Below are 26,673 nucleotides of genomic sequence, written 5' to 3' on the forward strand. Positions count from 1 at the left end.
CGGATCGAGAGGGTTCAGCAGGATTGACGAGTGGCGTTACCTGGAAAGCGCCGGGCCTTCAGCCGTCGGATTGCTCTTCTGGAGGTACCTGGCCTTCCGGCCAGTCGGGTGCCTCTTGTTGCGGATCGGGCGCAGGTATCTTCTCGCCGGGATCGTGCGGGACTTCATCGACATAAGGATCTGGATGATTGGGGTCGCTCATGGTCGGTCTCCTGGGCAAGTAGGTCAGTCGCTTTTGTCAGCCATGAGGGTCTACCTCTGGTCGAACACAGGAAGGCCTGTGTTCAGTTGTGACCTGGGCGCGAGTCATCGCACTGCAAGGATTCTCGGATTTCCAGACCAGTTGCCTGAAGGACCGCGGGACAAACATTTAGCGGGCGAACAACAGCAGTACCGCGCATGGCCTGCGTTGCGAGCACGCTCGCCGGTGGGGCAAGAAAGCCGGAACTTTGCCCGTGCTGCGGGGCTCCACCGCATGCAGGAGCACACATCGAGGTAAACCATGAAATTCGATCGATTTGCCCAATGGTTGGCCAACCGCAGTGGACGTCCGATGACCTTCGCCATCGCACTAGTGCTCATCATTGTTTGGGGGGTGAGCGGGCCGTTGTTTGACTTCAACGATACCTGGCAACTGGTGATCAACACCTCGACCACGATCATCACCTTCCTGATGGTGTTCCTGATCCAGAACACCCAGAACCGCGACAACGACGAGTTGCACATCAAGATCGACGAGCTGCTGCGCACCACCAAGCGGGCGCACAAGGCGCTGCTGGACCTTGAGGACATGGGGCCGGCGGAACTGCATGCGCTGCGCAAGCATTACCAGCGAATGGGTGAGCACGACTCGGCAAAAGCGAGCCGTGATGCTCAGGAAAAGGACACGTCTGACTGAGCCTGGAAGAAGACAGGGCCAGTCGAATGATTCACCCAACTGACCCGATCGACTCCGTGATCTCCTCTAAAAGCGCTGTTCCACGGCACTGCAGTAGAGGCGAATGAACATCGCCACACTGGGCGGCGAATCCAGCCAGGTGCCCATGGCCCGCGCTTTGACGGCGCAGAGCCAGGTCAATACGGCACCGATCCGCACAGTGTCTCTATGGCCTCGACCAGTTCGTCATAGCCCACCGGCTTGTTCAGATGGCGATCGAAGCCTGACTGGCGTGAGCGGTACTGGTCGGCGCTGGCGCCGTAGCCGGTCAGGGCAATGGCCGGTGTGTAGCGCAGGTGTTCCAGGCCCCGTAGCGCCTTGATCAGGGCATGGCCGTCCATTATCGGCATGCCGATATCGGACAGGATGATCTCGTAGCGTCCCTCGGCGGCGGCCTCGAGCGCTGCTTGCGGGTCGCTGTAGGCCTCGACGTTCGCACCTTCCATCTCCAGCAACTGCTGCATGACCTCGAGGATTTCCTTCGAGTCGTCTACCAGCAGCACCTTGATACCGTCCAGCCGGCCGTCGCTGGCCTGCTCGGGCGCATCTGGCGTGGCCTGGTGCTCGGGTGCGGTCAATGGCAGGGAGACCGTGAAGGTGCTGCCGCAACCAAGCCCCGGAGAATAAGCCGCCACCGTCCCGCCATGGGCCTCGACCAACTGGCGCACCAGCGACAGGCCGATGCCCAGCCCGTCGCGGTGGTTGCCGGACGACTGCGGGGCAGCCTGGGTGAACAGGTCGAAAACGCTCTCGAGGCTATCCGCGGTCAGGCCCACGCCCTGGTCGATCACCTCCAGGTGGGCTTGAGTATCTCGCCTGGCGAGCGCCACGCGAATCTCGCTGCCTGCTGGGCTGAATTTCAAGGCGTTGTTCAGCAGATTCCAGATGATCTGTTCGAGCCGCGTGCCATCGGCTTCGACGTAGACCGGCGCGCCATCGGCCGGTAACGCCAGGCGCACGGTGCAAGGATGCTGCTCGTTGAGCACCACCGCATGGATGCCCTGTAGCACTGCGCACAGGTCGATCAACTGGGTCTTGAGCTTGAGCTTGCCGGTGCGGATGCGGGCGACGTCGAGCAGGTCGTCGATGATCCGCGCCTGACTGGATACTGCGTCACAGATGATCCCGACAGCCTTGCTGGCGGCGCTGGCAGACTTCACCGCCGGCGAGCGGCGCAGGATCTCGGCGTTGAGTTGGATCAGGTTCAGCGGATGCTTGAGCTCGTGGGACATGACGGCGAAGAACTCGTCCTTCATGTGGCTGCTGCTCTGCGACTCGGCCAGTTGCTTGCTCTGCTCGTCGTGCAGGCGCTTGTGGCCGGTGAGGTCGCGGGCGATCTTCACGTAGCCGCGCAGGCTGCTGCCCTTGAGGCGGGAGACCTCGCCGCTGCAGTAGAAGCGACTGCCATCCTTGCGCACGTGCCAGCGCTCGTCCTGACCACGCCCATGAAGGCGGGCGCTGCGCAGCTCGTGTTCCGGCACACCGCTGGCCTGATCCTGTTCTGTGAAGATCAGCTGATAGTGCTGGCCGAGGACCTCGTCCTTGCCATAACCGAAAATCAGCGCGGCGCCTGTGTTCCAGTCGGTGATCAGACCTTGCTCGTCAAGCAGGATGATGGCGAAGTCATGGGTGCTTTCGGCCACCAGGCGCATGCGTTCCTCGCCCTGGCGCAAGCGTTCTTCCGCGGCGCGGCTCTGGCTGATGTCGATGAAGGTCAGCACGGTGCCATCGACGTTGCGCTCGCTGGCCCGGTAGGGCAGCAAGCGGGCCAGGTACCAGTGCTGGTTGTGGCCGACGACCTCGCGTTCGATGGTGGTCTCGCGCTCGACCACTGCACGGGCGTCGTCGGCCAGGCCGGGGTAGTCGAGACGATGGGTGATATCGAGTAGCGAGCGCCCGGTGTCCACCGGCAGCATGCTGAAAATGTCGGTGGCCCGTGGGGTGAACCAGCGGATGCACAGGTTACGGTCGACGAAGACCGTGGCGATGTCGGTCGAGGCGATCAGGTTGCTCAGGTAGTCGTTGACCTTGTCGGTCTCCTCGACCTTGGTCTTGAGCTCGTAGTTGACCGTCAGCAGCTCTTCGTTGATCGACTGCAGCTCCTCCTTGCTGGTTTCCAGTTCCTCGCTGGCCGAGCGCAGTTCCTCGTTGATCGCCTGCATTTCCTCGTTGGAGGCGGTCAACTCCTGGCTGGAAAACTCCGATTGCTCGATGGTTTCCTGCAGTTGCAGCCGCGTGCGGTGCAGTTCGCGCTCCAGGTTGCTCAGCACCATGCCTTCGGTCTGCTCGGCGGCCGCGTTGGTGCTGGCGCTGCTATCGACTTCGATTGTCTGGAACACCACCAGCAGGCAATCGGTACCACTGGGGTCATCCTGGTGCGGCTGGATCAGGATTTGCACGGTAGTGGGCTGTTCGTCGAGGTTGACCGCGACACTGCGCGAGGTCACCGCCTGGCCGCTGCCTTGCGCTTGCAGCATGGTACTGCGCAGGGCCGGCCGCAAAGGCGCGATGATCAGGCTGAGCAGGTTGTGGCTGAGCTCGCCACCCGCATGGCGCAGAAAGCGTCCGACACCTTCACTCATGTGCAGGATATTGCCCTCGCTATCGACCACCAGGCTGGGCGGCGTGCAGCGGGCGAGTGCGCGGTGGTGGATCTCGGCGTAGGACAATCGGCGAGTGCTACGCGCGCGGGCCGGTGGCGCGAGCGCAGGCTCCGGGGCCTGCAGGCGCGGCGGATGGCTGGTGGTCGGCACTTCTCGGGCGCGGAAGATACGGTTGCGTTTGTCCACGGCGACGAACAGCTCGGCCGCAAGGTCAGTCGATTCGGAGCTACCGAGGAACAGATGGCCGCCTGGACGCAGGGCGAAATGGAACAGGCGCAGGATATCGCGCTGCACCTCGCGGTCCAGGTAGATCAGCAGGTTGCGGCAGACGATCAGGTCAAGTTGGGAGAACGGCGGGTCGGATAGCAGGTTGTGACGGGCGAACAGGACCTTTTCCCTGATTTCCTTGCGTACCCGCAAGTGCTGTTCTTCCTTGATGAAGAACTGGCGCAGGCGCGCCGGTGACACGTCGGTGGCGATGGCATCCGGATACCGGCCGGCGCGACCGATAGCGATGGCGCGTTCGTCGAGGTCGGTGGCGAATACCTGCACCTGGGCACTGCGCTGTTCCACCGCCAACTGTTCGGTCACCAACATCGCCAGGCTGTAGGCCTCCTCGCCGGTGGAGCAGCCCGCTGACCAGAGGCGTACCTCGTGCGCGGACTCTTCGCTGGCATCCTTGTTGACCAGGCCGGGCATGACATGGCGCTGCAACGCTTCGAACGCTTCGCGGTCGCGGAAGAAATTGGTCACTCCGATCAGCATGTCGGCCAGCAGTGCCCGCGACTCCTCCGGATGGCGTTGCAGGAAGTCGAGGTAGCCGGCCAGCTCTGTCTGGCCGGTGACATGCAGGCGGCGTTCCAGACGGCGCAGTACGGTGGCGCGCTTGTAATGGCTGAAATCGTGTCCGGTATCGCCTTGCAGCGTCAGCAGGATCTCATCCAGCAACGGGTCACTTGCCACCGGGTCGCCTTCACGCTCTCCCAGTGGCGGCGGCAGGCTGTCGTCTTCGATTTCCGGCAGTTTCACCTGGCGCGCCGTGCGCCACAACTCGACCAGGCGCCCAGGCATTTCAGCCACCGGCAGCAGCAGGTCGACCATGCCGGTGGCCAGCGCCGCACGGGGCATGTCGGGGTGCTCGGCATCATCGGGTGCCTGCACCAGGGTCACGCCACCTTGCTCCTTGATGCGTGTCAGGCCTACGGCGCCGTCGCTACCGGTTCCCGAGAGCACGACGCAGAACGCATGGTCCTTGTGCACGTCGGCCAGATCGCGAAAGAACAGGTCGATGGCCACATGATCGCCGCGGCTGCGCTTGGCCGGGGTTACCCGCAGGTAGCCGTCGTTGGTGGACAGGCGATTGGCCGGCGAGATCACGTAGACATGGTTGCGTTCGATCGGCACCGGCTCGCTGACCTGGCGTACCGGCATGCGGGTGACAGCCTGGATGATCCGGTCGGCCTGGCTCTGGTGGTCCGGGGAGAGGTGAAGAACGACGACGAAGGCCATGCCGGAGTCGTCCGGGGCGTGCTGGAAGAAACGACGGATCGCCTCCAAGCCGCCGGCTGAGGCGCCGATGCCGACCACGGGGAAATCCAGGTGGCTGGGGCTGAGCGCCGAGTTGTGCGGCGAGGCGAGGGACGTTTTGCTGGACGACTTCATGGCATCAGCCTTGTACGGACTGGGAAATGGCCTGGTGCGAATCCCCGGGCACTGGGCGCAGATTATAGGTTGGCGCTCACTTTGGCGATGAGCGGTTGCCCTCGAGGAGGGCCAGATGCTCGATGGCCTCCTGATAACGCTCGGCTGCCTTGCGCCGCAGCCTTTGGTAATGGTCGAAGTCAAAGGCGTCGAGCCCGACGCCTTCGAGCAGGGCAAAGGCTGCGTGGTCGAGTTCATAGGCGCTGGCGAACAGCCGGCGATTCTGCTCCAGAGCGAGCTGTTGGCAGGCGCGGGTCGTGGGCATGGGAGCTCCGGTAGGCGAGGTGGTATTCAGACCTATGACTACCGCGCAGGCAAATAAGTGCGGACGTTTTGACCGGATGGCTCAACGGGCAGCTCTTTTTGATTTCAGCTGCGACCACCGACTGGGCCCGTGGCTTGGAGGCGAATGGAAAAATCTGTACATGAAGGTAGAATATCTGTACATCGTGCTATCTTTGTACAGTATTGGGCCGCGCTCGAGGTCAATATGGTTCACAGTGCTCGTTGGACGTGCCTTTGCCTGCTGATCGTTGCGTTTTCGGCGACGGCGGACTGGCGCTCGCAGTTGCCCGGAGCGCAGCGGTTGGGTGCGGGTGAGTTCACTTGGTTCGGCCTGCGTCTTTACACCGCCCAGTTATGGACGCTGGGGCCGGCGCTGGACTGGAATCAGCCGTTCGCCCTCGAGCTTCTCTATCACCGGTCGTTGTCCAAGGACACGCTGGTACAGGCCAGCCTCGAGGAAATGCATCGTCTCAACGCTGGCGGCATTGCGCCACAGCAACGCTCGGCTTGGACCCAGGCGCTCGAAGCGGCATTCGTGGACGTGCGCCCCGGGATACGAATTACAGGCTTGTACCTGCCGGGGCAGGGGTGCCGCTTTTACGTCGAGGGTGAATTGAGCCGCGAAATCAACGACCCGGCCTTTGCCCGGACATTCTTTGCCATCTGGCTCGATCCACGTGCCAGGGACCCACAACTGCGTCAGCGCCTGCTCGGGCTGACTGGCAGTGAACGAGGACGCTGAACATGTACAAAGCACTGTTGCTGGCGTTGTGTCTGCTTCTGGGCAGCTGTGGCAATGTCGGGGTCGAACGCTATGCCCAGGAGCAGCCGAAGCTCGACCTGGTGGCGTTCTTCTCGCGGCCGGTACAGGCCTGGGGGATGTTCCAGAAGCGCTCCGGTGAGGTGGTCAAGCGCTTTCATGTGCGCATCGATAGCCGTCGTGAAGGTGAGCATCTGATCCTCGAAGAACATTTTCTCTATAGCGATGGCACCCGTCAGGAACGCACCTGGCGGTTGGTGCCCGATGGTCCTGGCCGCTGGCGCGGAACGGCGGGGGACGTCATTGGCGAGGCGAGGGGGGAAGTGGCGGGTAACGCGTTGCGCTGGCGTTATCAGCTTGACCTGCCTGTCGACGGGCGTAACTGGCAAGTGGACCTGGACGACTGGATGTACCTGATGGATGACGACACCCTGATCAATCGCTCGAGTATGAGCAAGCTGGGCGTGGAAATCGGCCAGATCACCCTGTTCTTCCGCCGCCTCCCGGAGGGTACGCCGTGAACCTGGTCACGCTGTTTCAATGGGTCTCGACCGGCGAAGCGAAGGCGCTGGAACTGCTGTCGCTGGAGGGCGGCTTCTACCTTCTGCGTGCCTTGACCGACGCTGGCCCCGTGACTCTGAACGATGCCCATGGGCAGCCCTTGCGCGTGCGCTCCACCACCGAGCTACGCCAGTTGCTGACGGGCCTGCCAGCCGTGCCCTGCACGCTGGTGCAGCACGTGGTACATGATGAGATGTGCGGGCAACGTGACGGCCCCATCGAACCACTGCGCGTCCCGATAACGCTGGCCACCCAGTGGTAGGCGAAACGATGCGCCTGGGCCTGGTGCTGGGTGACCAGCTGTCGTTCGACCTGGCGAGCCTGAGCGCTCTCGATCCTGCCCGTGACGCTATCTTGATGGCTGAGGTGGAGGGTGAGGCCCGGTACGTGCCGCACCATCCACTGAAGATCGTTCTGATCTTCAGTGCCATGCGGCACTTCGCTGGGTGCCTGCGCGAGCGGGGTTGGCAAGTGCACTATGTCGAGCTCGATGCGGCAGGCAACAGCGGCAGCATCGTTGGTGAGTTGTGTCGCTGGCAACAGGCCTTGGGCGCTACGCAGATCCACCTGACCGAGTGCGGCGAGTGGCGTCTGGAGCAGGCATTGCGTGATGCCGGGTTGCCGCTGGTGTGGCACCGTGACCGGCGTTTTCTGTGCTCGCGCGAAGCCTTTGCGCGCTGGGCCGGTGAGCGGCGCCAACTGCGCATGGAGCACTTCTACCGTGGCATGCGCAAGCGCACCGGCCTGCTGATAGAGCTCGATGGCAGCCCCGCAGGTGGGGCCTGGAATTTCGATGTCGACAATCGCAAGCCGTTGCCGCGTCAGCTACGTGGTCCATTCGCTGCGCATTTTGCGCAGGACGAGATCACAGCAGCGGTACAGGCGCTGGTAGGTCAGCGCTTCAGCGATCACTACGGGGCCACCGAAGGCTTCGACTATCCAGTAACCCATGCCCAGGCCCAGCAGCTCTGGCAACACTTTCTGGAGTTTGGCCTGGCGGCTTTCGGGGACTATCAGGATGCGATGGCCGAGGGCGAGCCTTACCTGTTTCATGCACGCATCAGTGCGGCGCTCAACATCGGGCTACTGGATGTGCGTTGCCTGTGTGAAGACGTCGACAGGGCGTGGCGCGAGCGGCGAGTGCCGCTCAATGCAGCCGAGGGGTTCATCCGCCAGTTGATAGGCTGGCGCGAGTACGTGCGCGGGATCTACTGGCTGCGCATGCCGGAATATGCCGGGCTCAATCACCTGGACAACGAGCGCGCGTTGCCGGAATTCTACTGGACCGGGCAAACCCGTATGCGCTGCATGGCGCAAGCCATCGGGCAGACCTTGCGGCTGGGCTACGCACACCATATCCAACGGCTGATGATCACCGGCAACTTCGCCTTGCTGGCCGGTATCGTGCCAACGGCGATTTGTGAGTGGTACCTGGCGGTCTACATGGACGCCTTCGATTGGGTCGAGCTGCCCAACACGCTTGGCATGGTGATGCATGCCGACGGTGGCTACCTGGGCTCCAAGCCCTATTGTGCGAGTGGTCGGTACATCCAGCGCATGTCCGACCATTGCGCGTCCTGCAGTTACAGGGTTGGTCAGGTAACCGAGGAGGATGCTTGCCCGTTCAATGCTCTGTACTGGCATTTTCTGATGCGCCATCGCACCTTGCTGTCAGCTAACCCGCGGCTGGCTCTGGCCTATCGTGGGCTCGATGGCATGTCGGCCAGCCGTCGCGATGCCGTATGGCAACGCGGCCAGTCGTTGTTGGCGCGACTGGATGCCGGGCAGGCAATATGAAGAAGAGCCTGTTGCCCAGCAAAGTCTGTGTGGTGTGCGGCCGGCCGTTCAACTGGCGCAAGCGCTGGGCGCGCTGCTGGGAAGCGGTGCGCTATTGCTCCGAGCGATGCCGCAGGTCAGCGCCACGCCGCCAGGCGCAAGAGCAGGGGCAAGGTGAAGGCCCAGATGGGCGCCAGTAGCAGGCCGGTTTCCAGCGTGCCCAACGGCAATCCCACCCCGGCCAGCCTGGCGCCCGCCAGGTAAGCCAATGGGCCGCCGATTGCGCCTAGCAGTGCACCGAGCCGCCAGTCCCTGGCGATCCATGCCAGGCTGTGGCGCATGCCGCTGGCCAGCACCAGCCACAGCAGCGCCAGCCACAGTGGCAGCGGCCAGGCATCGAACGCGAATACCCCCAGCGCTCCCAGCACCGTATCGAGCAAGCAGCCGGCCAAGGTAACGCGCCACAGCGCCTTGAACTCGGCGCTGACGTCCCTGCTCAGGCGCAGATGCACGCCCAGGCCGAGGATCACCAGCAGCAAGAGCCAGGGCCGTTCGGCACCCAGTACGCAGGCCCACCAGCCAACCTGCAACCAAAGGGCATTGGCGACCAGCCTGCCGCCGTGCATCAGGCATGGCCTGGCAAGGGCGCACGACGTGCCTGGGGCGCGGCCAACAGCAGGTGGGCAACGCCGATGGCGCGCTCCTCGAAGCCGCCTTGGCAGTAGCACAAGTAGAATTCCCACAGGCGCTGGAACGTGTCGTCGTAGCCCAGGTCGGCCAGCGCCGTGCGTGCCTGACGCAGGTTTTCCCGCCAATGCTGCAGGGTGAGGGCGTAGTCCTGGCCGAAATCTTCCATATGTACAAGGTTCAGCGCGGTGTGCCGGCTGGCGGTATCGAGCATCACGCTCAGCGAAGGCAGGGCGCCTCCGGGGAAAATGTAGCGCTGGATGAAGTCCACCGAGCGCCGTGCCTGGTCGTAACGTTGGTCGCGAATGGTGATGGCTTGCAGCAGCATCAGGCCATCGGGCTTGAGCAGCGCGGCGCACTGGCGGAAATACACCGGCAGATAACGATGGCCTACCGCCTCGATCATCTCGATCGAAACCAATTTGTCGAAACGGCCTTCCAGGTCGCGGTAGTCCTCGCGAAGTACCGTTATGCGCTGCTCCAGGCCCAGCGCCCGAACGCGGTCCAGGGTATGGCTGTACTGCGCTTCGGAGAGCGTGGTGGTGGTGACTCTGCAGCCGTATCGGGTGGCGGCGTGAATCGCCAGGGAGCCCCAACCGCAGCCAATTTCCAGCAGGTGATCGTCAGGGCATAGCTCAAGCTTCTGGCAGATACGCTCCAGTTTGTGCACCTGAGCGTGTTCCAGTGTCTGCCCGGGATGCTCGAACTGGGCTGCCGAATACATCATGGTGGGGTCCAGTAGTCGCTCGAACAGGGCGTTGCCGAGGTCGTAGTGCGCCAGAATGTTACGCCGGGAACCGCGCTTGCTATTGCGGTTGAGCTGGTGCAACAGCCGCAGGGCAGGGCGGCCGAGGCGCGCCAGGCCGCCCTCGAGCGCGTCGAGCACTTCAAGGTTGGCGACGAACAGGCGCGTCACCCGTGCAAGGTCCGGGCTGCGCCAATAGCCGTGAATGTAGGCTTCGCCGGCACCGATCGAGCCATTGCCGGCGATCAGGCTCCAGGTGGCGTCATCGAGCACCTCCACCTCGGCCTGCAACGGGCTCTCGGTATCGCCAAAACTCCACTGCTGGCCGTGGCACAGCAGGCGCAAGTGACCGTGGCGCAGCTTGCCCATCCGGGCGAGTACGGCGCTTCGTGCCAGACCGCCGAGCAACGGCGCAAGGCCGGCGAACTTGCTAACGCTCAGGGTGTGATTCGACATCATTCGTGTCCTCGCAGGAGTGGCCGAGCGCCAAGTGATTCTGGCGGGCAGTGTGGTCATGGATGGGGGTGCGTTTGAACAGCAGGCGCAGTGCTTGCCAGTAGATAGCCGAGAGGGTGCGCAGGCTCATCCACGGGAAGGCCAGGATGTATCGATGCAGACTGGTGCGGTCCAAAGGCTGGCGCTGCAAGGCGAGGTCTGCCTTGAACACCGTGCGCTCGTGTTGGTGGTTCTCCATGTGGATACGTATATGTTGCGCATTCAGGGAGAAGCGAAAGCGATAGTCCATGTCCAGTGGCATGAACGGCGACACATGGAAGGCCTTGGATACCGTGAAGGGTGTGCCCAGGTTGTCGTGCACCGGCAGCACGTAGTGGAAGCGTTCACGCCAGGGGGTGTTTCGTACTTCCAGCAGGATCGCCACCAGGTTCGCGTCGCGGTCATGGCAGAAATAGAAACTCACCGGGTTGAACGACAGCCCCCAGCAGCGCAATTGCGTGAGCAGGTGGACCGGGCCTTCGGGCATATGCCCCGTGGCTTGGTGGACGATCAAGCGCGCGGCCTGTGCCAACGTGTGTCCCTGCTGGGTCAGTGCTGGCAGGTAGTCGGTCTGGCGAAAGCTGAGCGGTGCCAGGCGCCAGCGCCCTAGCCAGCGTGACAGGCTCATCAACCAGGTTTGCTCGTCCAGATCCAGGTAGAACATGCCTGTTCGATAGCGGAACGCGTGGGCGCGCGGCGTCAACCGATGGTGGCTGATCCAGCCCAGGCAAAGGCTGCTGTTCACAGTTGCACCCCGAAATGCGCGGCCACCTTCAGCGCACTGACCACACCGTCCTCGTGAAAGCCATTTCCCCAGTAGGCACCACAGAAGTAGCTGTGCTGCTGACCTTGCAGCTCTGACTGCCGAGCCTGCGCCGCGGATGCCGCGAGGCTGTATTGAGGATGGGCGTACTGAAAGCGGGCAATCACCTGCGCAGGGTCTATCAATGCGGTCTGGTTGAGGCTCACGCAGAAGGTGGTCGGTGCCTGAATACCTTGCAGGATATTCATGTTGTAGGTCAGCGCGGCGGGAGCCTCCTGTGGGCCTCCCAGGCGGTAGTTCCAGCTCGCCCAGGCGCGCTTGCGGCGCGGCAGCAGGCGGGTGTCGGTGTGCAGTACGACGTCGTTACTGGCATAGCCGATGGCCCCGAGCACGGCACGCTCCTGTGCGCTGGGGCTTTCCAGCATTGCCAGGGCCTGGTCGCTATGGCAGGCGAACACTACATTGTCGAAGCGTTCGGTGCCGGCCGCGCTCACCACCGTTACCCCACCTTCGTCGCGGCTGACCCGGTGAACCTTGCAGTCAAGGCGGATATGGTCAGCGAAGGGGCGGCACAGTGGCGCGATGTAGCTGCTCGAACCACCGCTGATGACCCGCCACTGTGGACGGTGGTTGACCGACAGCAAGCCGTGGTTGCGACAGAAGCGGACGAAGAACGCGAGGGGGAAGTGGAGCATGTCGGCGCGGGACATCGACCAGATGGCCGATCCCATCGGCACGATATAGTGGTCGATGAAGCGCTGCCCATAACCCTGTGCCTGAAGGTAGCTACCCAGCGTGGTGTTGGCATCGATGCGCTGGCTGTCCAGGTCGGTCAGTGCCTGGCGGTTGAAGCGCAGAATATCCCGCAGCATTCCCCAGAAGCCTGGGGAGATCAGGTTGCGGCGTTGTGCGAACAGTGTGTTCAGGTCGTGGCCGTTGTACTCAAGGCCTGTGGCCGGGTCATGCACGGAAAAACTCATTTCGGTGGGCTGTGAGGTGACCTTGAGCTGGTCGAGCAGCCGAATGAAGTTGGGGTAGGTCCAGTCGTTGAACACGATGAAGCCGGTGTCTATTGCATGGCGCTGGCCCTTCCAGACCACATCGAGGGTGTGGGTGTGGCCACCGATCCAGCGCTCGGCTTCGAAAACCGTGACCTGGTGGTTGCGTGACAGCAGATGGGCGCAGGTCAGCCCGGCGATGCCGCTGCCGATGATTGCTATACGCATGAATCAACCTTCCTGTTCATGACGGGCGAGGCGTTGCCCCAGGGCCAGACGCAGGCGCGCCGGTAGCGCACCGAGCAGGCGCAATACACAGGTGAAAAGACCGGGGAAGTTGATTTCCACGGGGCGGTGGGGCAAGCGCCTGGCGATGTGTCGGGCGGCGCGCTGCGCACTCCACAGCTGCGGCATGGGGAAATCGTTGCGGCGTGTCAAAGGTGTGTCGACAAAGCCAGGGCTGACCAAGGTGACTGCGATACCTTCGCGAGCCAGGTCGATCCGCTGTGACTCCATCAAATAGCGCACCGCGGCCTTGGAGGCGCCGTAGGCACCGGCGCGGGGCAAAGCCAGCCAGGTCACCGAACTGCCCATCACCACCAGGTGAGGGCGCTGGCCCTTGCGAAGCAGGGGCAGTGCCGATGCCAGGCAATAGGCGACACTGAGCAGGTTGGTGCGCATCACGCGCTCGACCAGCGCCGGATCGAACTGCCCCGGCTCCAGGTATTCGCAGGTGCCGGCATTGAAAATGGCCATGTCCAGCCCGCCCCAGGCCTGCTCGATCCGCGCGGCGATCGCGGCGATATCCTCAGGGTTGCCAAGATCGCCGATGGCCAGCAGTACCTGCCCAGGAAACTGTTCGGCCAGGGGCGCAAGGCGATCGGCCTGGCGTGCGCCCAGGGCCACTTGATGGCCTTGCTCCAGCAGGATGCGAGCGAGCTCGGCACCGATACCGCTGCTGGCGCCGGTCAACCAGCAGCGGCTCATGCCAGCCTGCCTTTGAGCCAGCGAATGGCGCCGCCCATGATGGGAAGGTGTTCATAAATGAGGGCGCCGGCGTCGAAATAGTCCTGGTGAAAATGCACACGGTCGCGCCAGTGCAGGCAACTGCAACCTTGCAACGAGATCTGCTGCCCGCGGGCCAGGCGTGGGTGGCGGAACTGCAGGGTCCAGCGCAGGTAACCCTGTCCGGGACTCACCTCGTCGGCGCTGAGAAAGGCATAGCGGATATCGGTGGCGTTGGCGTACAGCTGCTCGAAATAGGCTCGCAGCGCCGGCAGGCCCTGTATGTGGTGCAGAGGGTCGCGAAAAGTGATGTCTTCGCTGTACAGGTTTTCCAGCGTGCCGAGGTTAGCCCCATCGAGGCTGGCGAAGCGCTCGGCGAATTGCTGTAGGTATGCTGACATGTGGGCTCCAGGAAATCCTGTACAAAATATATTTGTTGTACAGGTATAGCTGAAGCGCCGAGATTAATCTATACAGATTGAGGGTTGTGTATAGCTTTTTTTAGCGCTCGTCTTGGCCGAGTTGGCGGCGCAAGCGGGCCACTTCGGCCTCGAGCTCGCGCACCTTTTCTTCGGCGCAAACCTGCGCTGTCACATCGCGCTGGATGCCGATGTAGTAGGTCAGCTGGTCTGCCTCGTTGTACACGGGCGAGATGGATAATTCGTTCCAGAACAGGCTTCCATCCTTGCGATAGTTGCGTAGCACCTCGCGGCAGGGGCGGCCTTCACGGATCGCATCGCGGATGCTTGCGAGGCCTTCCTGGTCATGATTCTCGCCCTGCAGAAAACGGCAATCCTGATAGAGGATGTCGTCGGCGTAATAGCCGGTCAGGCGCTCGAAAGCGGGGTTGACGTAGATGAGGATGCTGTCGTTGCCCTCTTGCTCGGCAACGACGATGCCATCGTTCGAATGCTCGACCATCAGTTGAAGGAGTTTCGCGGTGATCATAGGGCCCACCTACAGGCGTTTTATAAGCAAGATGCGCAGATTGCTTCTATGTGGAAGACCTCGGCGCCGTTGTCTGCATGATGGACCATGAAGGCTCGCCGCAGAAAGTCCATATGAGTTTAGAATGCTCGATCTCCCGGATATTCTCTGATTATGACTGACACCACCCCACCCGATTTGCTACCCATGCGCGATGTGGTCAGCTTGACCGGCATCAACCCGGTCACGTTGCGCGCCTGGGAGCGGCGGCATGGGTTGATACGCCCGCAGCGCACCGAGGGCGGCCATCGCTTGTACACCGCCCGGGATGTGCAACGCATACGCGACATCCTGCGCTGGACTGCCAACGGCCTGTCTATCAGCAAGGTCGGCGACAGGCTCGCCGGCCGGCCTGAGGCACCAGTGCAGCAGCCCTCGGCCTTCGACGAATGGCGAGACGCTGTGGTGCGTGCATCCGAGGCATTCGATGCACAGGCGTTGGAGGGGATTCATGGCCAGTTGTTCACCCTGTTCCCCAAGACCTCCGTGCTGCGCGAAGTGCTGATGCCGGTTTGGTATGAGTTGGCTTCAGGGGCTGCTCCAGGCCGGCGTAGCCAATGGCTGTTTCTCGATACGTTCCTGCGTGCCCGCTTGCTGGCGCGCCTGCACTTGAATCAGATCCCCGCGCCGCGGGTGCTGCTGGCAAGCACCGAGGGGCTGGCTGAATTCGAGGTGCTGTGCGCTGGGCTGATGTTGAGCAGCGAGCAACAGCGCATCGACGTACTGGGCTGCGGACAGTCGCTGGAAGAGTTGCCGTTGCTCTGCACCGCCATGCAGCCTGCGGCGCTGGTGATAAAAGTCCAGGCGCCGGTGAGCCCCGCCTTGGCCAGGCGCTTGCGTACCTTGCAGATGGACATTGCCTGCCCGCTGGCCTTGGTTGGCCAGGGGTTGGCTGATTCGCTGCATGCGTTGAGCGGAATCCCGTTATGCCTGCTGGACGAGGGAGGCGTTGACGCTGCGCGCAGGCTGAGTGCGTTGCACCGTGGCGCGCTTGACCTTTAGCGGGTCTGGGCTCCAAACATGGAACTTTGCCCCACGGATTGGCTTCCCTTGTTCAAAGGCCAAGCCGAGGAGAGCAGCATGAAGAAAGAGATCCAGACTCAAAAGCCGGGGACGCAGACCGGGACCCAGGGGGAAGAGGAGCGAGACAACGACGCCCATCGTCCGGACGGATCTACCGGTACATCACATGACTCGACGGCGCAAAAAACGGCCCGTGATCATGGTCAGCACAAACGCTGAAACTGCCACCCGACAGGGTTGAGGCTCGCCACGCTGGCGAGCCTCTGGGGCGGAGCAGGGAAATCGCAGGTGAGACGTCAATTCAATGGAATTCTCGGTCCCATCGCCTGTTCTACCGGATTCAGCTCCTGGCTCATCTCGTAGCTCGGACCCCACTTTCCGGAGCAGCGAATGCCTCGAATCATTACCCCAACCACCCCTGAACACGAGATCAACGAGCACAATGCGAGGATGTTTGGCTCTCCCAAGGAGCGCCTGGACTTCTACCGCCGCGAGATCCAGTACGAAACCAGCATCCTGGCCAATCGCACGGATGCCTACCTGGCGGCGCAATCTTTCCTGGTCATCGCGTTCGTTTCTTCCATGGGCAACCTCAATCAAGGGTGGGGCGAAATGTTCACCCTGATCGTGCCGGCGTTCCTTGCCTTGCTCGGGGTATTGAGCTCGCTCAACGCCTGGCCTGGCATCCGGGCTGCGTACAACATCATCGATCACTGGCAGCTCAAGCAAAGCCACCTGCTGCGCAGCGAGCCGTTGAGGGGGTTGGCCTACGACGAGTCGCCGCTGTTCTCCGAGGCAGAGACCTCTCGTGCAGGGCATCGAAAATCACTGCTGTTTTCGTTACGCACGCCGTGGATCTTTCTGGTCTTCTGGGTGCTGCTGGGTAGCTACTCGGTCTACATCCAACTGGCCTGAGCGCGTCGATCCTGGACGTTCGGTTCGAGCATGCAGGGCTCGACGCGGGCTCAGCGGGCGAGGTGTGCCGTAGCGCCAACCTCAGTAACGTCAGCCTTTGCTGTGCTCGTCAGAAGTGGGCCCGGTGCCTCGTTTGATGCCGCGTGGGCCAGCAACGCCCCAGATACCCAGACCCACGAGCGGTAGCGCCAGGATCAGCAGGGCCCAAGCCGCTTTGACGGCATCCGTCTTGTCGCTCCTGAACACGCTGACGATTGCCCACAGGTCGATGAGTAGCAGAATTGCCGCCACGGCAATCCAGAAGTAACTGGCTAAACCGTTCATGACCTTGCCTCCTCTACACGTAGTCAGGGCCCAGGGTGCCCGCCGCAGCGCCTGGCACGAGGATGACCTTGCGGCAGTTGTCCTGCTTCTGATCGAAGATCTTGTATCCCATCGCCGCCTCCTCGAGCGCCAGGCGGTGGGTGACGATCAGTTCCGGTTGCAGGCGTCCGGCTTCGATGTGCTGCAGCAGTTCTGGCAGGTATTTCTGGACATGGGTCTGACCCATCTTGAAGGTGAGGCCCTTGTCGAAGGCATCGCCGAACATGAAGGCGTGGATGAAGCCGGCGTACACACCGGGGACGCTGACAACCCCGCCACGGCGAACCGCAGCAATGCTCTGGCGTAGCGCCTTGCCACTGCTGCCTTCGATTTTCAGCGCTGTCATCACCGTTTCTGCAGTGCTTCCCTTGGCCTCGAAGCCGACCGCGTCGATCACGGCATCCACGCCGCGCATGCCCGGTGTCTGACGGATGATGCTGTCTGCAGGGTCGTCGTCCTGCTCGAAGTTGATGGGTATGACTCCGTAGGCCTCCTGGGCATACGCCAGGCGGTAATCGTTGTCGTCGACCATGAAGATGGTCTGCGCGCCGAGCATCCGCGCGCAGGCAGCACTCAACAAGCCCACTGGCCCGGCCCCGTAGATAGCCACTGACGAACCCTGGCCGATGTCGGCATTGATCACCGCCTGCCAGGCGGTCGGCAGAATGTCGGAAAGAAACAGCACCTTGTCATCGGCAAGGTCCGTGGGCACTTTGAACGGGCCGACATTACCTTTGGGCACCCTGACATAGTCGGCTTGGCCGCCAGGGATACCGCCATACAGATGGCTGTATCCGAACAGGGCAGCTCCTGGGGGAATGCCTTTTTTGTTGATGATCGCGCCGCGCCCGGTGTTGGTAGTCTCGCAAGCCGCGAACAGATCGTGCTGACAGAAGAAGCAACTGCCGCAGGCGATGACGAAGGGGATCACGACGCGATCGCCGATCTTCAGATTGGTAACGGCACTGCCAGTGTCCTCGACGATACCCATGAACTCGTGCCCGAAAATATCGCCCGCTTCGGTTTGCGGGATTTTGCCTCGATAGAGGTGCAGATCGGAGCCGCAGATGGCGGTGGCGGTCACCTTGAGGATGATGTCGTCTTGTTCCTGGATGATGGGATCAGGGACGTTATCGACCCTGACGTCGTGTGCTCCGTGGTAGGTCAGTGCTCTCATGAGTGTCTGCTCCTGCAAGTGCATGTCTGCGTGGTAGGTATGCAGGGGAAGCCATGACGGTCAGCAAAGTTCAGGTGAGTAAGTCCGGTGGTACTAAATACTGACTCGCTAAATAGCGGCCTTTGTTCGATCGGGGCAAGCCGGAGCATGCCGTATCCGGTCAGCATCAGCGGTTCTGATCAACTGCTGATTGGAACATTGCGCGCAGGGTGGGCTCTCACAAACAGGGGTACAACGAGGCCGTCATCATGAGCATCGAACGCAGCATTCCTGAACTAGAAGCCTGGTACGCACAGTACGACGACGTCAGTTACCGTCGCGAGTCGCCGGATGCCTACCACCATGAACTGGTTCGCACCGCCGAGGCGCTGCGTGACGATGGTGCCATCGACTGGGATGACTGGCTGGCGCTGAAGGCGTTGGCCGATCAGGCCCACGTCCGGGCACTGGAAGACGCCGTCCAGGCCCACGTGAACGACCCTGACGCATGAAAGCACTGAAGATTGCCACCTTCAATATCAATGGCATCCGCAGCCGCCTGCCCGCGTTGTTGGCCTGGCTGGCGCGGGAGCAACCGGACATCGTCTGCCTGCAGGAATTGAAGGCGGCCGACCAACAGTTTCCTCGCGAGGCGCTTGAAGCGGCGGGTTATGGCTGCCTTTACCAAGGGCAACCCTCCTGGAACGGTGTTGCAATCCTGGCGCGCGATAGCGAACCACTGGAGGTCCGTCGTGGGCTGCCCGGCATGGAGGACGATCAGCAGAGCCGCTATCTCGAAGCTGCGGTGCAGGGCGTGCTGGTGGGCTGCCTGTATCTGCCCAATGGCAACCCGCAACCCGGCCCGAAGTTCGAGTACAAATTGCGCTGGTTCGAGTGCCTGATCAAGCATGCCCAGGCACTGCATGGCAGCAGCCATCCCACGGTGCTGGCGGGCGATTTCAATGTCGTGCCGACTGATCTGGATATCTACAACCCACGTTCGTGGCTGAAGGACGCGCTGCTGCAACCTGAGTCAAGGGCGTGTTTCGAGCAGTTGCTGGCGCAAGGCTGGGTCGATGCTGTTCGCCACCTGTACCCAGAGCAGCGCATCTACACGTTCTGGGATTATTTTCGCAATCACTGGGCACGCAATGCCGGGCTGCGGATCGACCACTTGCTGCTCAATCCCGACCTCGCCCCCTATCTGAAACGGGCGGGTGTGGATGCCTGGGTACGCAACGAGGCCAAGGCCAGCGATCATGCGCCGGTCTGGATCGAATTGGGCAGGCGCCGCCAGCAACGTTAGCGGTCAGCGCTTCGGTCGACCACCGTCGCTCAGATGACGATGTAGTCGCTGCGCTGCAGCGTGCCTCGATGTTCGCCCTCGACCAGGTGCACGTAGCGACCGTCGACCAGGTCCACCGGCAGGCAGTCGTCGACATCCACCACTGTGTCGGTATGCGGCTTCAGCCAACCGGCTGCCATGCGTCGCTTGCCAATCTGCTTGGCGGCGGCCTTGTCGGTAGCCGTGACCAGCAAGTAGCGGTGATCCTCGCCAAACACGCCAGGTGCGTAGCCTCCCAGGTTCAGCAAGAACAAGCGCATGGCGCCGGGCGGTGGTGCGGCGTGGCCGAGCTCGACGCGATAGCCATCCACACCATGGACTTCCAGCCAGGAATCGATGTGCAAGCCTTTAGGGCTACCGAACCAGGCGCTGCGCAGCTGCGGGTAGGTCTGGTCGAGCGTGTCGGCGTGGGCGAAGACCACGTCGTGGACTTCGATGCTGGCCCGAGGATGTCTTCCTCCGAGCATGACAACGTAGAGCATGGGTGAGCCTGTGGTGAGGGGCAGGGGGCATATGGTGGCACAGCGCGTGGTTGAGTGCTCGGCGGCGTGTCGGCATTGTGCCGCTGCTCATGCGCATGAGGGTTTGTCTGATAGTTAAATAGGCTTTTTCTTAGTTTTTAGGAATCCTCCGATATTTTCGCCCGGGTATTTACTGGAAGATAGCGCTCGTGTTCAGGGGGTGGGTGCTTCTGGGCTCTTTAAGTGTGCACTGAGCGTGTGACGAAGCTTATTGAAATGCCAAGGACTTGCGTCAGCTCGGAAGGGCTCGCTCTTTGAAGAAAGCGCCTGATGGATGCGGGTGCTGGGTGCATTAATGCCCAGGGATGGGCATTTTCTTTATGAAAGCCTTTAATTTCGCCCACCTGTACACAGTCACTGTTCGAGTTGCTCGCGCGACTTGAAGGTATCTCGATGCATTCGTTTTTTCGGTCGCTGAAGTGCAGGTAGTTCATCCGGGCGCTGATATTGCATTTTGAACTTCCAGGCGATTTTTCGTCACTGGATTGGATGCCTATGCGCGAAGAGCGACTCCCTATCACAAGCAGGTCGAGGTGATGGCCTCGATTAATTATTGGATTGAAGGGGTTGGCGGTTGGTCATGAAGTCGAAAATGAATATCAAGTTTGCACCGGGCAGGCAGCGGTGGATGGGTGGTGTGCTGGTCTCGTGTGTGTTGGGAATGGGAGGCTCGCCAGTAGCATGGGCTGTGCAAGTTACCGATGTGAAGGGGCCGGCGCCAACCGCTGCGGATGATGCACGTCTTGATGCCAATATCAAGGCACTGACCGAAAAATGGGAAAAGATTAACGCAGATATTCGCAAGGTCCTTCCGCTGCCTGGCAGTGAGCCTGGTGCTTTTACAGCTATGGTCGGCTCATTAGGTAAAGGCGATGGCACGTTCGTTACGACGCGCGATCTGTTCGAACGTCGCGTACAAGACGCGAATAAGGTGGCCGACTATTTCGGAGTTGAGAGCTTGGCTGACCGTGTTGAGAAGGGAATCAAGGGGTTCACTGCCGGTTTTGAGAGGTTAGCTGACGGTTTTGAGGAGCTCCATGAAAAGACCAATGCTAATAACAAGTTAATTGCCGACTCGCTGGGTGGTGGTGCAAAGATTCCTTCGGTCAAGACGCAGGACGCTCGCAGTGCTCCGGTCTTTACTACCGTGGATGTCGATGCAAACGGTAATGCCCAAGCTTCAGTCTCGACCCGCAATAACGTAGCCGATGCACTGGTTGCCGTCGGCGAAAGCGTCAAGAACACTGCCAACGCTGCCGTCAAATACGACGACGCCAGTAACAAGGCTCAACTAACCCTCAATCCGGGTGGTCAGGCGGCGCGCCTGTCCAACGTCCAGGCCGGCGCACTGACCGCCAGCAGCACCGATGCGGTCAATGGCAGCCAGTTGTCGTCCTCGAACGAGCGTATCGGTCAGCTCGGCACCCAGGTTGGCGAACTGGCCACACGTACCGGCAATGACATCGCTGCAGCCAAGGCTTACACCGATGCCAATGTCGTCACGGTGCGTCAGTCCATCGAGGCGGTCCAGGACGTTGCGACCCAGACCGCGCAAGCAGCTGTCAAATATGACGACGCCAGTAACAGGGCGCAGCTGACCCTCAATCCTGGTGGTCAGGCCGCGCGCCTGTCCAACGTCCAGGCCGGCGCACTGACCGCCAGCAGCACCGATGCGGTCAATGGTAGCCAGTTGTCGTCCTCGAACGAGCGTATCGGTCAGCTTGGCACCCAGCTTGGCGAGCTGGCCACACGTACCGGCAATGACATCGCTGCGGCCAAGGCCTACACCGATGCCAACGTCGTCACAGTGCGCCAATCCATCGAGGCGGTGCAGGGCGTTGCGACCCAGACCGCGCAATCGGTGAGCAAAGTCAGTGCTGAGGTGGCCAACTTGCAGAAAGGCGCGGGCGGCGCTTTCCAGACCAGCGCCCGCAGCAACCTGCGTCAGCCCCAGGCTTCGGGGAAAGACGCCGTGGCCGGTGGCGGTGCTGCTCAGGCTGCGGGTGACAACAGCGTGGCGATGGGCGCCCGAGCACGTGCCGAAGGCAGTGGCACCACTGCGGTGGGGAGTGATGCCAAGGCCATTGCCAGCAACAGCGTTGCCCTGGGCGCCAACTCGGTTGCCGACCGCAGCAACACGGTCTCTGTGGGGCAAGCCGGTGCCGAGCGGCAGATTACCCATGTCGCTGCGGGCAGCCGCGGCACGGATGCCGCCAACATCGCCCAGTTGACTCGCGCCACAGCCGCTGCCACCGAGCAGGCGAATGCCTACACCGACCAGCGTTACGCGCAACTGCACCGCGACCTCAAGCAGCAGGACAGCACGCTCAGTGCGGGTATCGCCGGCGCCATGGCGATGGCCAACCTGCCACGGTCGATGGTCGCCGGCGGCAGCATGACCTCCGTGGCGGTGGGCAACTACCGGGGCGAGTCGGCCCTGGCGGTGGGTGTCTCGTACGTCTCGCCCAGCGGTCGTTGGTCGACGAACTTCAGCGGGTCCACCAACACCCGTAACGACGCTGGTGCGGCAGTGGGCGTCGGTTATCAGTGGTAATTCGTTTCGATCAACGTTGAATCGCGAGGTGGGCGGGTGTAATCGCCTGCCTCGCCGGATGGTTAGGAGTGTATGAACATGCAGATCGATGCTATAGCGAAAACGCGGGCTGCCATCAGTGAACGCCTGTTGATCACAGGTGCAACCGGTTTTCTCGGTGGTTCGGTGGCCGCTCAGCTGATCGCATACGGCTACGTCAGCCAATTGTGCTTCCTGGTTCGGGCAAGTAGCCCAGAGCAGGGATTGGAGCGTGTGCGTACCAATCTGAGCTTGCACGGTGTAGGTGAAGTCGGGCGGATGTCGCTCAACGCCAATCAGGTCATTTGTGGAGACCTGCTGGATACCTCCTGGCTCGAGCCTGAGTCAGCAAGGTTGATGACGATCGATCGGGTCCTCAACTGCGCGGCCGTGGCATCTTTTTCGAAAAATCCGAACATCTGGCCGGTGAACGTGGAAGGCACCTTTGCCTTTGCCAAGGCGATGAGTCGCATGCCGCGCCTGAAGCGCTTCGTGCATGTCGGCACGGCGATGAGCTGCGGCCCTGATCGCGATTCGCTGGTCAGCGAATCCTGGCGTTTTCCGCAGGCCGAGGCACAACTGGTGCCCTATACCGCTTCGAAGGCCGAAATCGAGCGACGCATGCGCCAGGAGTTGCCTGATCTACCCCTGGTCGTGGCCAGGCCTTCGATCGTGGTCGGGCACCGCACCCTGGGATGCCAGCCGTCGGGCAGCATCTTCTGGATGTTCCGCATGGGGCTGGCCCTGGAAAGCTTCACCTGTGATCTGGAAGAGAAGATCGATGTGATCCCGGTCGACTACTGCGCCGATGCGCTGATCAATCTTGCACTCAAGCGCCATCTGCGGCATGACCTCTATCATATCTCCGCAGGCCGGGACGCTGCCTGCACGTTTTCCGACATCGACCAGGCCTATGCTGCTGCCTGCACGACGCAGCCGGTGAGCGAGCGCTACCAGAAAGTGGGTGTCGAGGATCTGCCGGCGCTGGCGGCCGACTTCGAGTCTCGCATCGGGCCAGGCAACCCCCGTCTGATCATGCGCGCTTTGCGCCTGTACAGTGGTTTCGCCAATCTCAACTACGTGTTCGACAACAGCCGTTTGCTGGATGAAGGCATCTCACCGCCGCCGCGTTTTACCGACTATCTTGAAGCCTGTGTTCGAACGTCCAGAGGCGTCGCGATCACGCAGCAGATGCAGTGGGACTTCAAGTGAAGAACTGCGCAGTATTGGCGTATGGCCAGTATTTCAGTCAGGATTGCCTGGCAATGGCTGAGCGCTTGCCTGGCGCTCGCTCAGGTGTGGTGCCCAAGCATCGGGATGCAAACAGGTGCCAATCATAGATGGAGCTGACATGAGCGCTGATTCCACCGTCATACGTGTTGCCGTGCTCGATGATCACGCCGTGGTGCGCTGTGGGGTGGTCGCGCGCATCGGCGAGGAGCCGGATATCCAAGTCGTGGGCAGCTACGCCTCCAGCCTGGAGATGATTGCCGGCTTGCGCACTGCGCCTGCCGATGTATTGCTGGTCGATTACACCCTCAGTCCGAACGAGCTCGATGGCGTTTCACTGATCCGCGCCCTCATGGCCAGGTTTCCCGCCAGTGCGGTACTGATCTTTTCTTCGCACTATGAGCCTGCGATCGTAAGCCTGGCCATGCGTGTGGGCGCCTGCGGGTTCGTCGGCAAAACCCAGGACATGGCGCATATGATCAGCGGCATCCGCACCGTCGCCAGAGGCAAAACCTACATCGACCCGGATATGGCCTACCGCTTGGTGGAGGTCAGCGTCAATTCGGCCCTGCAGCGAGCACCGACGCCCGCGGTGGAATGCAATGCGGTGCGAGTCGAGGGGGTGCGGCTGTCAGCCAAGGAAAGCGAGGTCATTCGGTGTTTTCTTGCAGGCCTTACGGTCAGTGAGATCGCCCGCAAGTTCCAACGCAGTGAAAAGACCATCAGCACCCAGAAATGGTCGGCCTTCCGCAAGCTGGGGGTGACCTCGGATGCCGAGCTGTTCAACCTCAAGCATCAGTCGGGTGCCTTTTGAGGTGTCTGGCGCTGCTCAGCTTGGTGATTCTGGCGAGCTTGGCACCGCCAGTGGCCGCGCAGAAATTCAGGCTGAGTGAGGAGGAGCGGGCCTGGATTCAGGCCAACCCAGTAGTCAGGGTTGCAGCCGACCGCCACTGGATGCCGATCGAGTACATGGAAGATGGGGAAATCAAGGGGTTGGCGGGAGAGTTGCTCGCCTTCATCGAACAGAACACGGGGCTGCACTTCGTCCCGGTACCAAGTGGTGACTGGTCCACCGTGGCCGGCCTGCTCGAACGGCGTGAAGTGGATTTGGTGTCGTCGCTAGTGCGTGATTTTGCCCAGCCGGCTTTTGCCGCACTGGTCAGCGAAACTCGTACGTACTACATCGGCAATACCTTCATTGTCGCGCTCGAAGACAATTCGATGGTCTTCGATGTCAAGCAACTCGAAGGGCGAGTGGTCGCGGTCAAGGGCGGTGGTGAATACGAGGCCAGGGTCCGCGCGCTATATCCGGGAATAACCATACTGGCGACCCGCACCCCCGAAGACGCCCTGATCGCAGTGATAGAGGGGCGGGCCGATGCGGCCATGGGCGTGGGGCAGACGATGCTGCCTTACCTGCGCAGGAAGTACGGTGGGTTGCTGCAGGTATCAGGCGGTATCGCCAGCCTTCCGATAGAGCTGACGATGGGTGTCCGTCGCGACCTGGTGATTCTGCACGGGATCATCGACAAGGCGCTCGCTTCGGTCAGTGCCGAGCGCGCCTATGAAATGGAGGAGCGCAGCTTCGATTACGCTACCTATGGTGCGCCGACGCTCAGGGTGATGTTCAGCTATTACGGGCCAATCCTGGGAATGCTTGTCGTCAGCCTTCTGCTGATCCTCTTCTTCGCCTGGCATGCCCGTAAGGAACGGCGCGAGGCGATCCGCAGTGAAAGTGAGAAAAAGATGTTCATTGCAGTACTGACGCATGAAATACGTACACCGATGAACGCCATCATTGCGTCCATCGAGTTGCTGGGGCGCGGCGAAGAGCTTTCAGCCGAATCGCGCCGTCTGCTGGACCTGGCCAGAAGCGGGTCGGAAAACTTGCTGTATCTGCTCAATGATGTGCTTGACGTTTCAAAGCTGGAAGCTGGGCGCCTGCAGCTTGACCCTGCGCCGGTGGACGTCATGCGCCTGATAGGTTCGGTGGTCGACTTGCTCGCTGTAAAGGCGCGTGAGCAAGGGCTGACGCTGGAGTTGGTACAGGCATCTGACATCCAGCAGTGGCTGATGCTGGACAAGGTACGCATGGAGCAGATTCTGCAGAACCTGATCAGTAATGCGATCAAATTCACGGTGGCCGGTGGCGTGAAGGTGACGGTCGGGCTGAATACCGAGGCTTCATCACCGGGGATGGGCGAGTTGCGGATCCAGGTCATCGATACGGGTATCGGCATCGATTCCCATAGTCTGGAAAAACTGTTCGAACCCTACACACAAGCCTCGGGTTCCGCCAGCCACCGCTCTGGGGGTACCGGACTGGGTCTGTTGATCTGCCGCCAACTGTGCGAGCTGATGGGCGGGTCGATCGGGCTGTCGAGCGAGCCTGGCAAGGGCACAGTGGCCACGGTGGTGATCCCCTGTGAGCTTCATGAGCCCGCAACGCATCATGCTGCACAAACAGTTCCCGAAGCAGGCGCATTCGAAGTGCGTCAAGTCGAGCAGGCTTTGCAAGTTCTGCTGGTGGAGGACACGCCCGCCAACCAGATCGTGTTGCAAGCACAGCTGGAGGTTCTGGGTTGTCACTCGATGCTTGCACAAACCGGGGGCGATGCGTTGCTGGCACTTGAGCAGAACCGCTTCGACATCGTGCTGCTCGATTGCCAACTGCCGGATATCACCGGCTACGAGGTAGCTCGTCGCTGGCGACAGGCAGAGGTGGTGAGCGGCGCGACGCCAACACCTATCGTCGCAGTGTCGGCGCAGAACGACGCGGCACATACGATCGCCTGTTTCGACGCGGGGATGAATGGTGTGCTGGGCAAGCCGATAAGGCTGGGCAAGCTCAGGGACACGCTTGCGCTATGGGCTGACATGCACATCGCCGAAGCGTTCGAGGACGCTCTGTCGGTCGGTACTCTGCAGGCAGCAGCCGATTCGCTGCAGATCGATGTAGACGCACTGGAGGTGGCGATCGAGGGGTACGACAAGGAAGCAGCGCTTTATCGCGCTCATCGATTGCTCGGTGCCTGTGCAGTACTCGGTTACCCCAGGATGATTCTTTGCCTTAAAGATCTTCAGTCTCATGTGCAAGTAGAGCGTTTCGATCAGGCCGGCAACGACGTGATGCATCTTCGCAAGGTACTGGCGGAAAAGATCGCCCGCTGACACTTTTAAAAACAATACACCGTTCCAACCCATCGCTGATTTGACGCTGGCCATTATTGGCCGGGCGGGTGCGT

General features: G+C 61.5%; 28 protein-coding genes. 15 read left to right on the top strand and 13 right to left on the bottom strand.

Features of this window, described 5'->3' with window-relative positions; all coding sequences use genetic code 11:
* Positions 1-58 precede the first annotated feature (58 nt).
* Entirely contained in the window at positions 59-202 is a 144-nt protein-coding gene (locus VA602_RS20320; protein WP_153774704.1) for a hypothetical protein, read from the bottom strand.
* A 300-nt stretch (positions 203-502) separates the two neighbouring features.
* On the opposite strand from VA602_RS20320, the gene VA602_RS20325 reads away from it, so the two are divergent.
* Positions 503-898: a low affinity iron permease family protein gene (locus VA602_RS20325; protein ID WP_054894636.1), complete on the top strand. Its 396-nt coding sequence runs from the start codon at positions 503-505 to the stop codon at positions 896-898.
* 176 nt (positions 899-1,074) lie between these two features.
* Here VA602_RS20325 and VA602_RS20330 read toward each other — a convergent pair whose 3' ends face one another.
* The gene (locus tag VA602_RS20330) at positions 1,075-5,202 is read right to left on the bottom strand and encodes a CheR family methyltransferase (RefSeq protein WP_323454138.1); all 4,128 of its coding nucleotides are present in this window, start codon (positions 5,200-5,202) and stop codon (positions 1,075-1,077) included.
* Between the two features lie 76 nt (positions 5,203-5,278).
* Positions 5,279-5,506 carry a hypothetical protein gene (locus VA602_RS20335; protein WP_054894638.1) on the bottom strand — a complete coding sequence of 76 codons (228 nt, stop codon included), beginning with the start codon at positions 5,504-5,506 and terminating at the stop codon, positions 5,279-5,281.
* Between the two features lie 225 nt (positions 5,507-5,731).
* Here VA602_RS20335 and VA602_RS20340 point away from each other — a divergent pair, with 225 nt between their 5' ends.
* Genes VA602_RS20340 through VA602_RS20360 form a run of 5 tightly spaced genes read left to right on the top strand, consistent with a single transcriptional unit; the run spans position 5,732 to position 8,823 of the window.
* On the top strand, positions 5,732-6,268 hold the full coding sequence (locus tag VA602_RS20340) for a chalcone isomerase family protein (RefSeq protein WP_323454139.1): 537 nt from the start codon (positions 5,732-5,734) through the stop codon (positions 6,266-6,268).
* Between the two features lie 2 nt (positions 6,269-6,270).
* The gene (locus VA602_RS20345; protein WP_323454140.1) at positions 6,271-6,807 is read left to right on the top strand and encodes a DUF3833 domain-containing protein; all 537 of its coding nucleotides are present in this window, start codon (positions 6,271-6,273) and stop codon (positions 6,805-6,807) included.
* A complete protein-coding gene (locus VA602_RS20350) occupies positions 6,804-7,109 on the top strand; it encodes a DUF6482 family protein (protein ID WP_323454141.1) in 306 nt (101 codons plus the stop codon). Before VA602_RS20345 ends, VA602_RS20350 begins: the two co-directional genes overlap by 4 nt.
* An 8-nt stretch (positions 7,110-7,117) precedes the next feature.
* The gene (locus VA602_RS20355) at positions 7,118-8,644 is read left to right on the top strand and encodes a cryptochrome/photolyase family protein (protein ID WP_323454142.1); all 1,527 of its coding nucleotides are present in this window, start codon (positions 7,118-7,120) and stop codon (positions 8,642-8,644) included.
* On the top strand, positions 8,641-8,823 hold the full coding sequence (locus VA602_RS20360) for a DUF2256 domain-containing protein (protein WP_112898067.1): 183 nt from the start codon (positions 8,641-8,643) through the stop codon (positions 8,821-8,823). The genes VA602_RS20355 and VA602_RS20360 overlap by 4 nt, the downstream gene beginning before the upstream one ends.
* Here the strand turns inward: VA602_RS20360 and VA602_RS20365 are convergent.
* From VA602_RS20365 to VA602_RS20395, 7 genes are all read right to left on the bottom strand, one after another.
* Positions 8,761-9,249 carry a DUF2878 domain-containing protein gene (locus VA602_RS20365; protein WP_153774696.1) on the bottom strand — a complete coding sequence of 163 codons (489 nt, stop codon included), beginning with the start codon at positions 9,247-9,249 and terminating at the stop codon, positions 8,761-8,763. The genes VA602_RS20360 and VA602_RS20365 overlap by 63 nt on opposite strands.
* Positions 9,249-10,511 carry a cyclopropane-fatty-acyl-phospholipid synthase family protein gene (locus VA602_RS20370; protein ID WP_323454143.1) on the bottom strand — a complete coding sequence of 421 codons (1,263 nt, stop codon included), beginning with the start codon at positions 10,509-10,511 and terminating at the stop codon, positions 9,249-9,251. Before VA602_RS20370 ends, VA602_RS20365 begins: the two co-directional genes overlap by 1 nt.
* Entirely contained in the window at positions 10,486-11,295 is an 810-nt protein-coding gene (locus VA602_RS20375) for a DUF1365 domain-containing protein (protein WP_323454144.1), read from the bottom strand. The genes VA602_RS20370 and VA602_RS20375 overlap by 26 nt, the downstream gene beginning before the upstream one ends.
* Positions 11,292-12,539 carry an NAD(P)/FAD-dependent oxidoreductase gene (locus tag VA602_RS20380; RefSeq protein ID WP_323454145.1) on the bottom strand — a complete coding sequence of 416 codons (1,248 nt, stop codon included), beginning with the start codon at positions 12,537-12,539 and terminating at the stop codon, positions 11,292-11,294. The genes VA602_RS20375 and VA602_RS20380 overlap by 4 nt, the downstream gene beginning before the upstream one ends.
* 3 nt (positions 12,540-12,542) lie before the next feature.
* Positions 12,543-13,298 (bottom strand): SDR family NAD(P)-dependent oxidoreductase, encoded by a 756-nt coding sequence (locus VA602_RS20385; protein WP_153774692.1) that lies wholly within the window; start codon positions 13,296-13,298, stop codon positions 12,543-12,545.
* Positions 13,295-13,717: a nuclear transport factor 2 family protein gene (locus tag VA602_RS20390; RefSeq protein ID WP_323454146.1), complete on the bottom strand. Its 423-nt coding sequence runs from the start codon at positions 13,715-13,717 to the stop codon at positions 13,295-13,297. Before VA602_RS20390 ends, VA602_RS20385 begins: the two co-directional genes overlap by 4 nt.
* Positions 13,718-13,817: 100 nt before the next feature.
* Positions 13,818-14,264 (bottom strand): PAS domain S-box protein, encoded by a 447-nt coding sequence (locus VA602_RS20395; protein ID WP_112898072.1) that lies wholly within the window; start codon positions 14,262-14,264, stop codon positions 13,818-13,820.
* Between the two features lie 153 nt (positions 14,265-14,417).
* Here VA602_RS20395 and VA602_RS20400 point away from each other — a divergent pair, with 153 nt between their 5' ends.
* The 3 genes from VA602_RS20400 (at position 14,418) to VA602_RS20410 (ending at position 16,241) form a co-directional block, all read left to right on the top strand.
* A complete protein-coding gene (locus tag VA602_RS20400) occupies positions 14,418-15,305 on the top strand; it encodes a MerR family transcriptional regulator (RefSeq protein WP_323454147.1) in 888 nt (295 codons plus the stop codon).
* Between the two features lie 78 nt (positions 15,306-15,383).
* Positions 15,384-15,545 carry a hypothetical protein gene (locus VA602_RS20405; RefSeq protein ID WP_172964774.1) on the top strand — a complete coding sequence of 54 codons (162 nt, stop codon included), beginning with the start codon at positions 15,384-15,386 and terminating at the stop codon, positions 15,543-15,545.
* 171 nt (positions 15,546-15,716) lie between these two features.
* The gene (locus tag VA602_RS20410) at positions 15,717-16,241 is read left to right on the top strand and encodes a hypothetical protein (protein WP_323454148.1); all 525 of its coding nucleotides are present in this window, start codon (positions 15,717-15,719) and stop codon (positions 16,239-16,241) included.
* A 90-nt stretch (positions 16,242-16,331) separates the two neighbouring features.
* On the opposite strand, the gene VA602_RS20415 is transcribed toward VA602_RS20410, so the two are convergent.
* Both VA602_RS20415 and VA602_RS20420 read right to left on the bottom strand, forming a co-directional pair.
* Positions 16,332-16,565 (bottom strand): PLDc N-terminal domain-containing protein, encoded by a 234-nt coding sequence (locus tag VA602_RS20415; protein ID WP_054894652.1) that lies wholly within the window; start codon positions 16,563-16,565, stop codon positions 16,332-16,334.
* A 13-nt stretch (positions 16,566-16,578) separates the two neighbouring features.
* Positions 16,579-17,781: a zinc-dependent alcohol dehydrogenase gene (locus VA602_RS20420; protein WP_054894653.1), complete on the bottom strand. Its 1,203-nt coding sequence runs from the start codon at positions 17,779-17,781 to the stop codon at positions 16,579-16,581.
* A 248-nt stretch (positions 17,782-18,029) separates the two neighbouring features.
* On the opposite strand from VA602_RS20420, the gene VA602_RS20425 reads away from it, so the two are divergent.
* Positions 18,030-18,272 (top strand): hypothetical protein, encoded by a 243-nt coding sequence (locus VA602_RS20425; protein ID WP_054894654.1) that lies wholly within the window; start codon positions 18,030-18,032, stop codon positions 18,270-18,272.
* Complete coding sequence (gene xth / locus VA602_RS20430; RefSeq protein WP_323454149.1) at positions 18,269-19,066, top strand: exodeoxyribonuclease III; 798 nt, start codon at positions 18,269-18,271, stop codon at positions 19,064-19,066. Before VA602_RS20425 ends, xth begins: the two co-directional genes overlap by 4 nt.
* 29 nt (positions 19,067-19,095) lie before the next feature.
* Here xth and VA602_RS20435 read toward each other — a convergent pair whose 3' ends face one another.
* Positions 19,096-19,587, bottom strand: coding sequence for a DUF1543 domain-containing protein (locus VA602_RS20435; RefSeq protein WP_063544656.1), 492 nt, complete (start codon positions 19,585-19,587; stop codon positions 19,096-19,098).
* Between the two features lie 1,186 nt (positions 19,588-20,773).
* On the opposite strand from VA602_RS20435, the gene VA602_RS20440 reads away from it, so the two are divergent.
* The 4 genes from VA602_RS20440 (at position 20,774) to VA602_RS20455 (ending at position 26,599) form a co-directional block, all read left to right on the top strand.
* On the top strand, positions 20,774-22,180 hold the full coding sequence (locus VA602_RS20440) for a YadA family autotransporter adhesin (RefSeq protein WP_323454150.1): 1,407 nt from the start codon (positions 20,774-20,776) through the stop codon (positions 22,178-22,180).
* A gap of 78 nt (positions 22,181-22,258) precedes the next feature.
* Complete coding sequence (gene cprA, locus VA602_RS20445; protein WP_407682522.1) at positions 22,259-23,410, top strand: cationic peptide resistance protein CprA; 1,152 nt, start codon at positions 22,259-22,261, stop codon at positions 23,408-23,410.
* 139 nt (positions 23,411-23,549) lie between these two features.
* On the top strand, positions 23,550-24,242 hold the full coding sequence (locus tag VA602_RS20450) for a response regulator transcription factor (protein WP_323454152.1): 693 nt from the start codon (positions 23,550-23,552) through the stop codon (positions 24,240-24,242).
* A 23-nt stretch (positions 24,243-24,265) separates the two neighbouring features.
* Positions 24,266-26,599: an ATP-binding protein gene (locus tag VA602_RS20455; protein WP_323454308.1), complete on the top strand. Its 2,334-nt coding sequence runs from the start codon at positions 24,266-24,268 to the stop codon at positions 26,597-26,599.
* The last annotated feature ends 74 nt before the right edge of the window (positions 26,600-26,673 follow it).

The organism is Pseudomonas machongensis (assembly GCF_034961125.1).
Lineage (GTDB): Bacteria > Pseudomonadota > Gammaproteobacteria > Pseudomonadales > Pseudomonadaceae > Aquipseudomonas > Aquipseudomonas machongensis.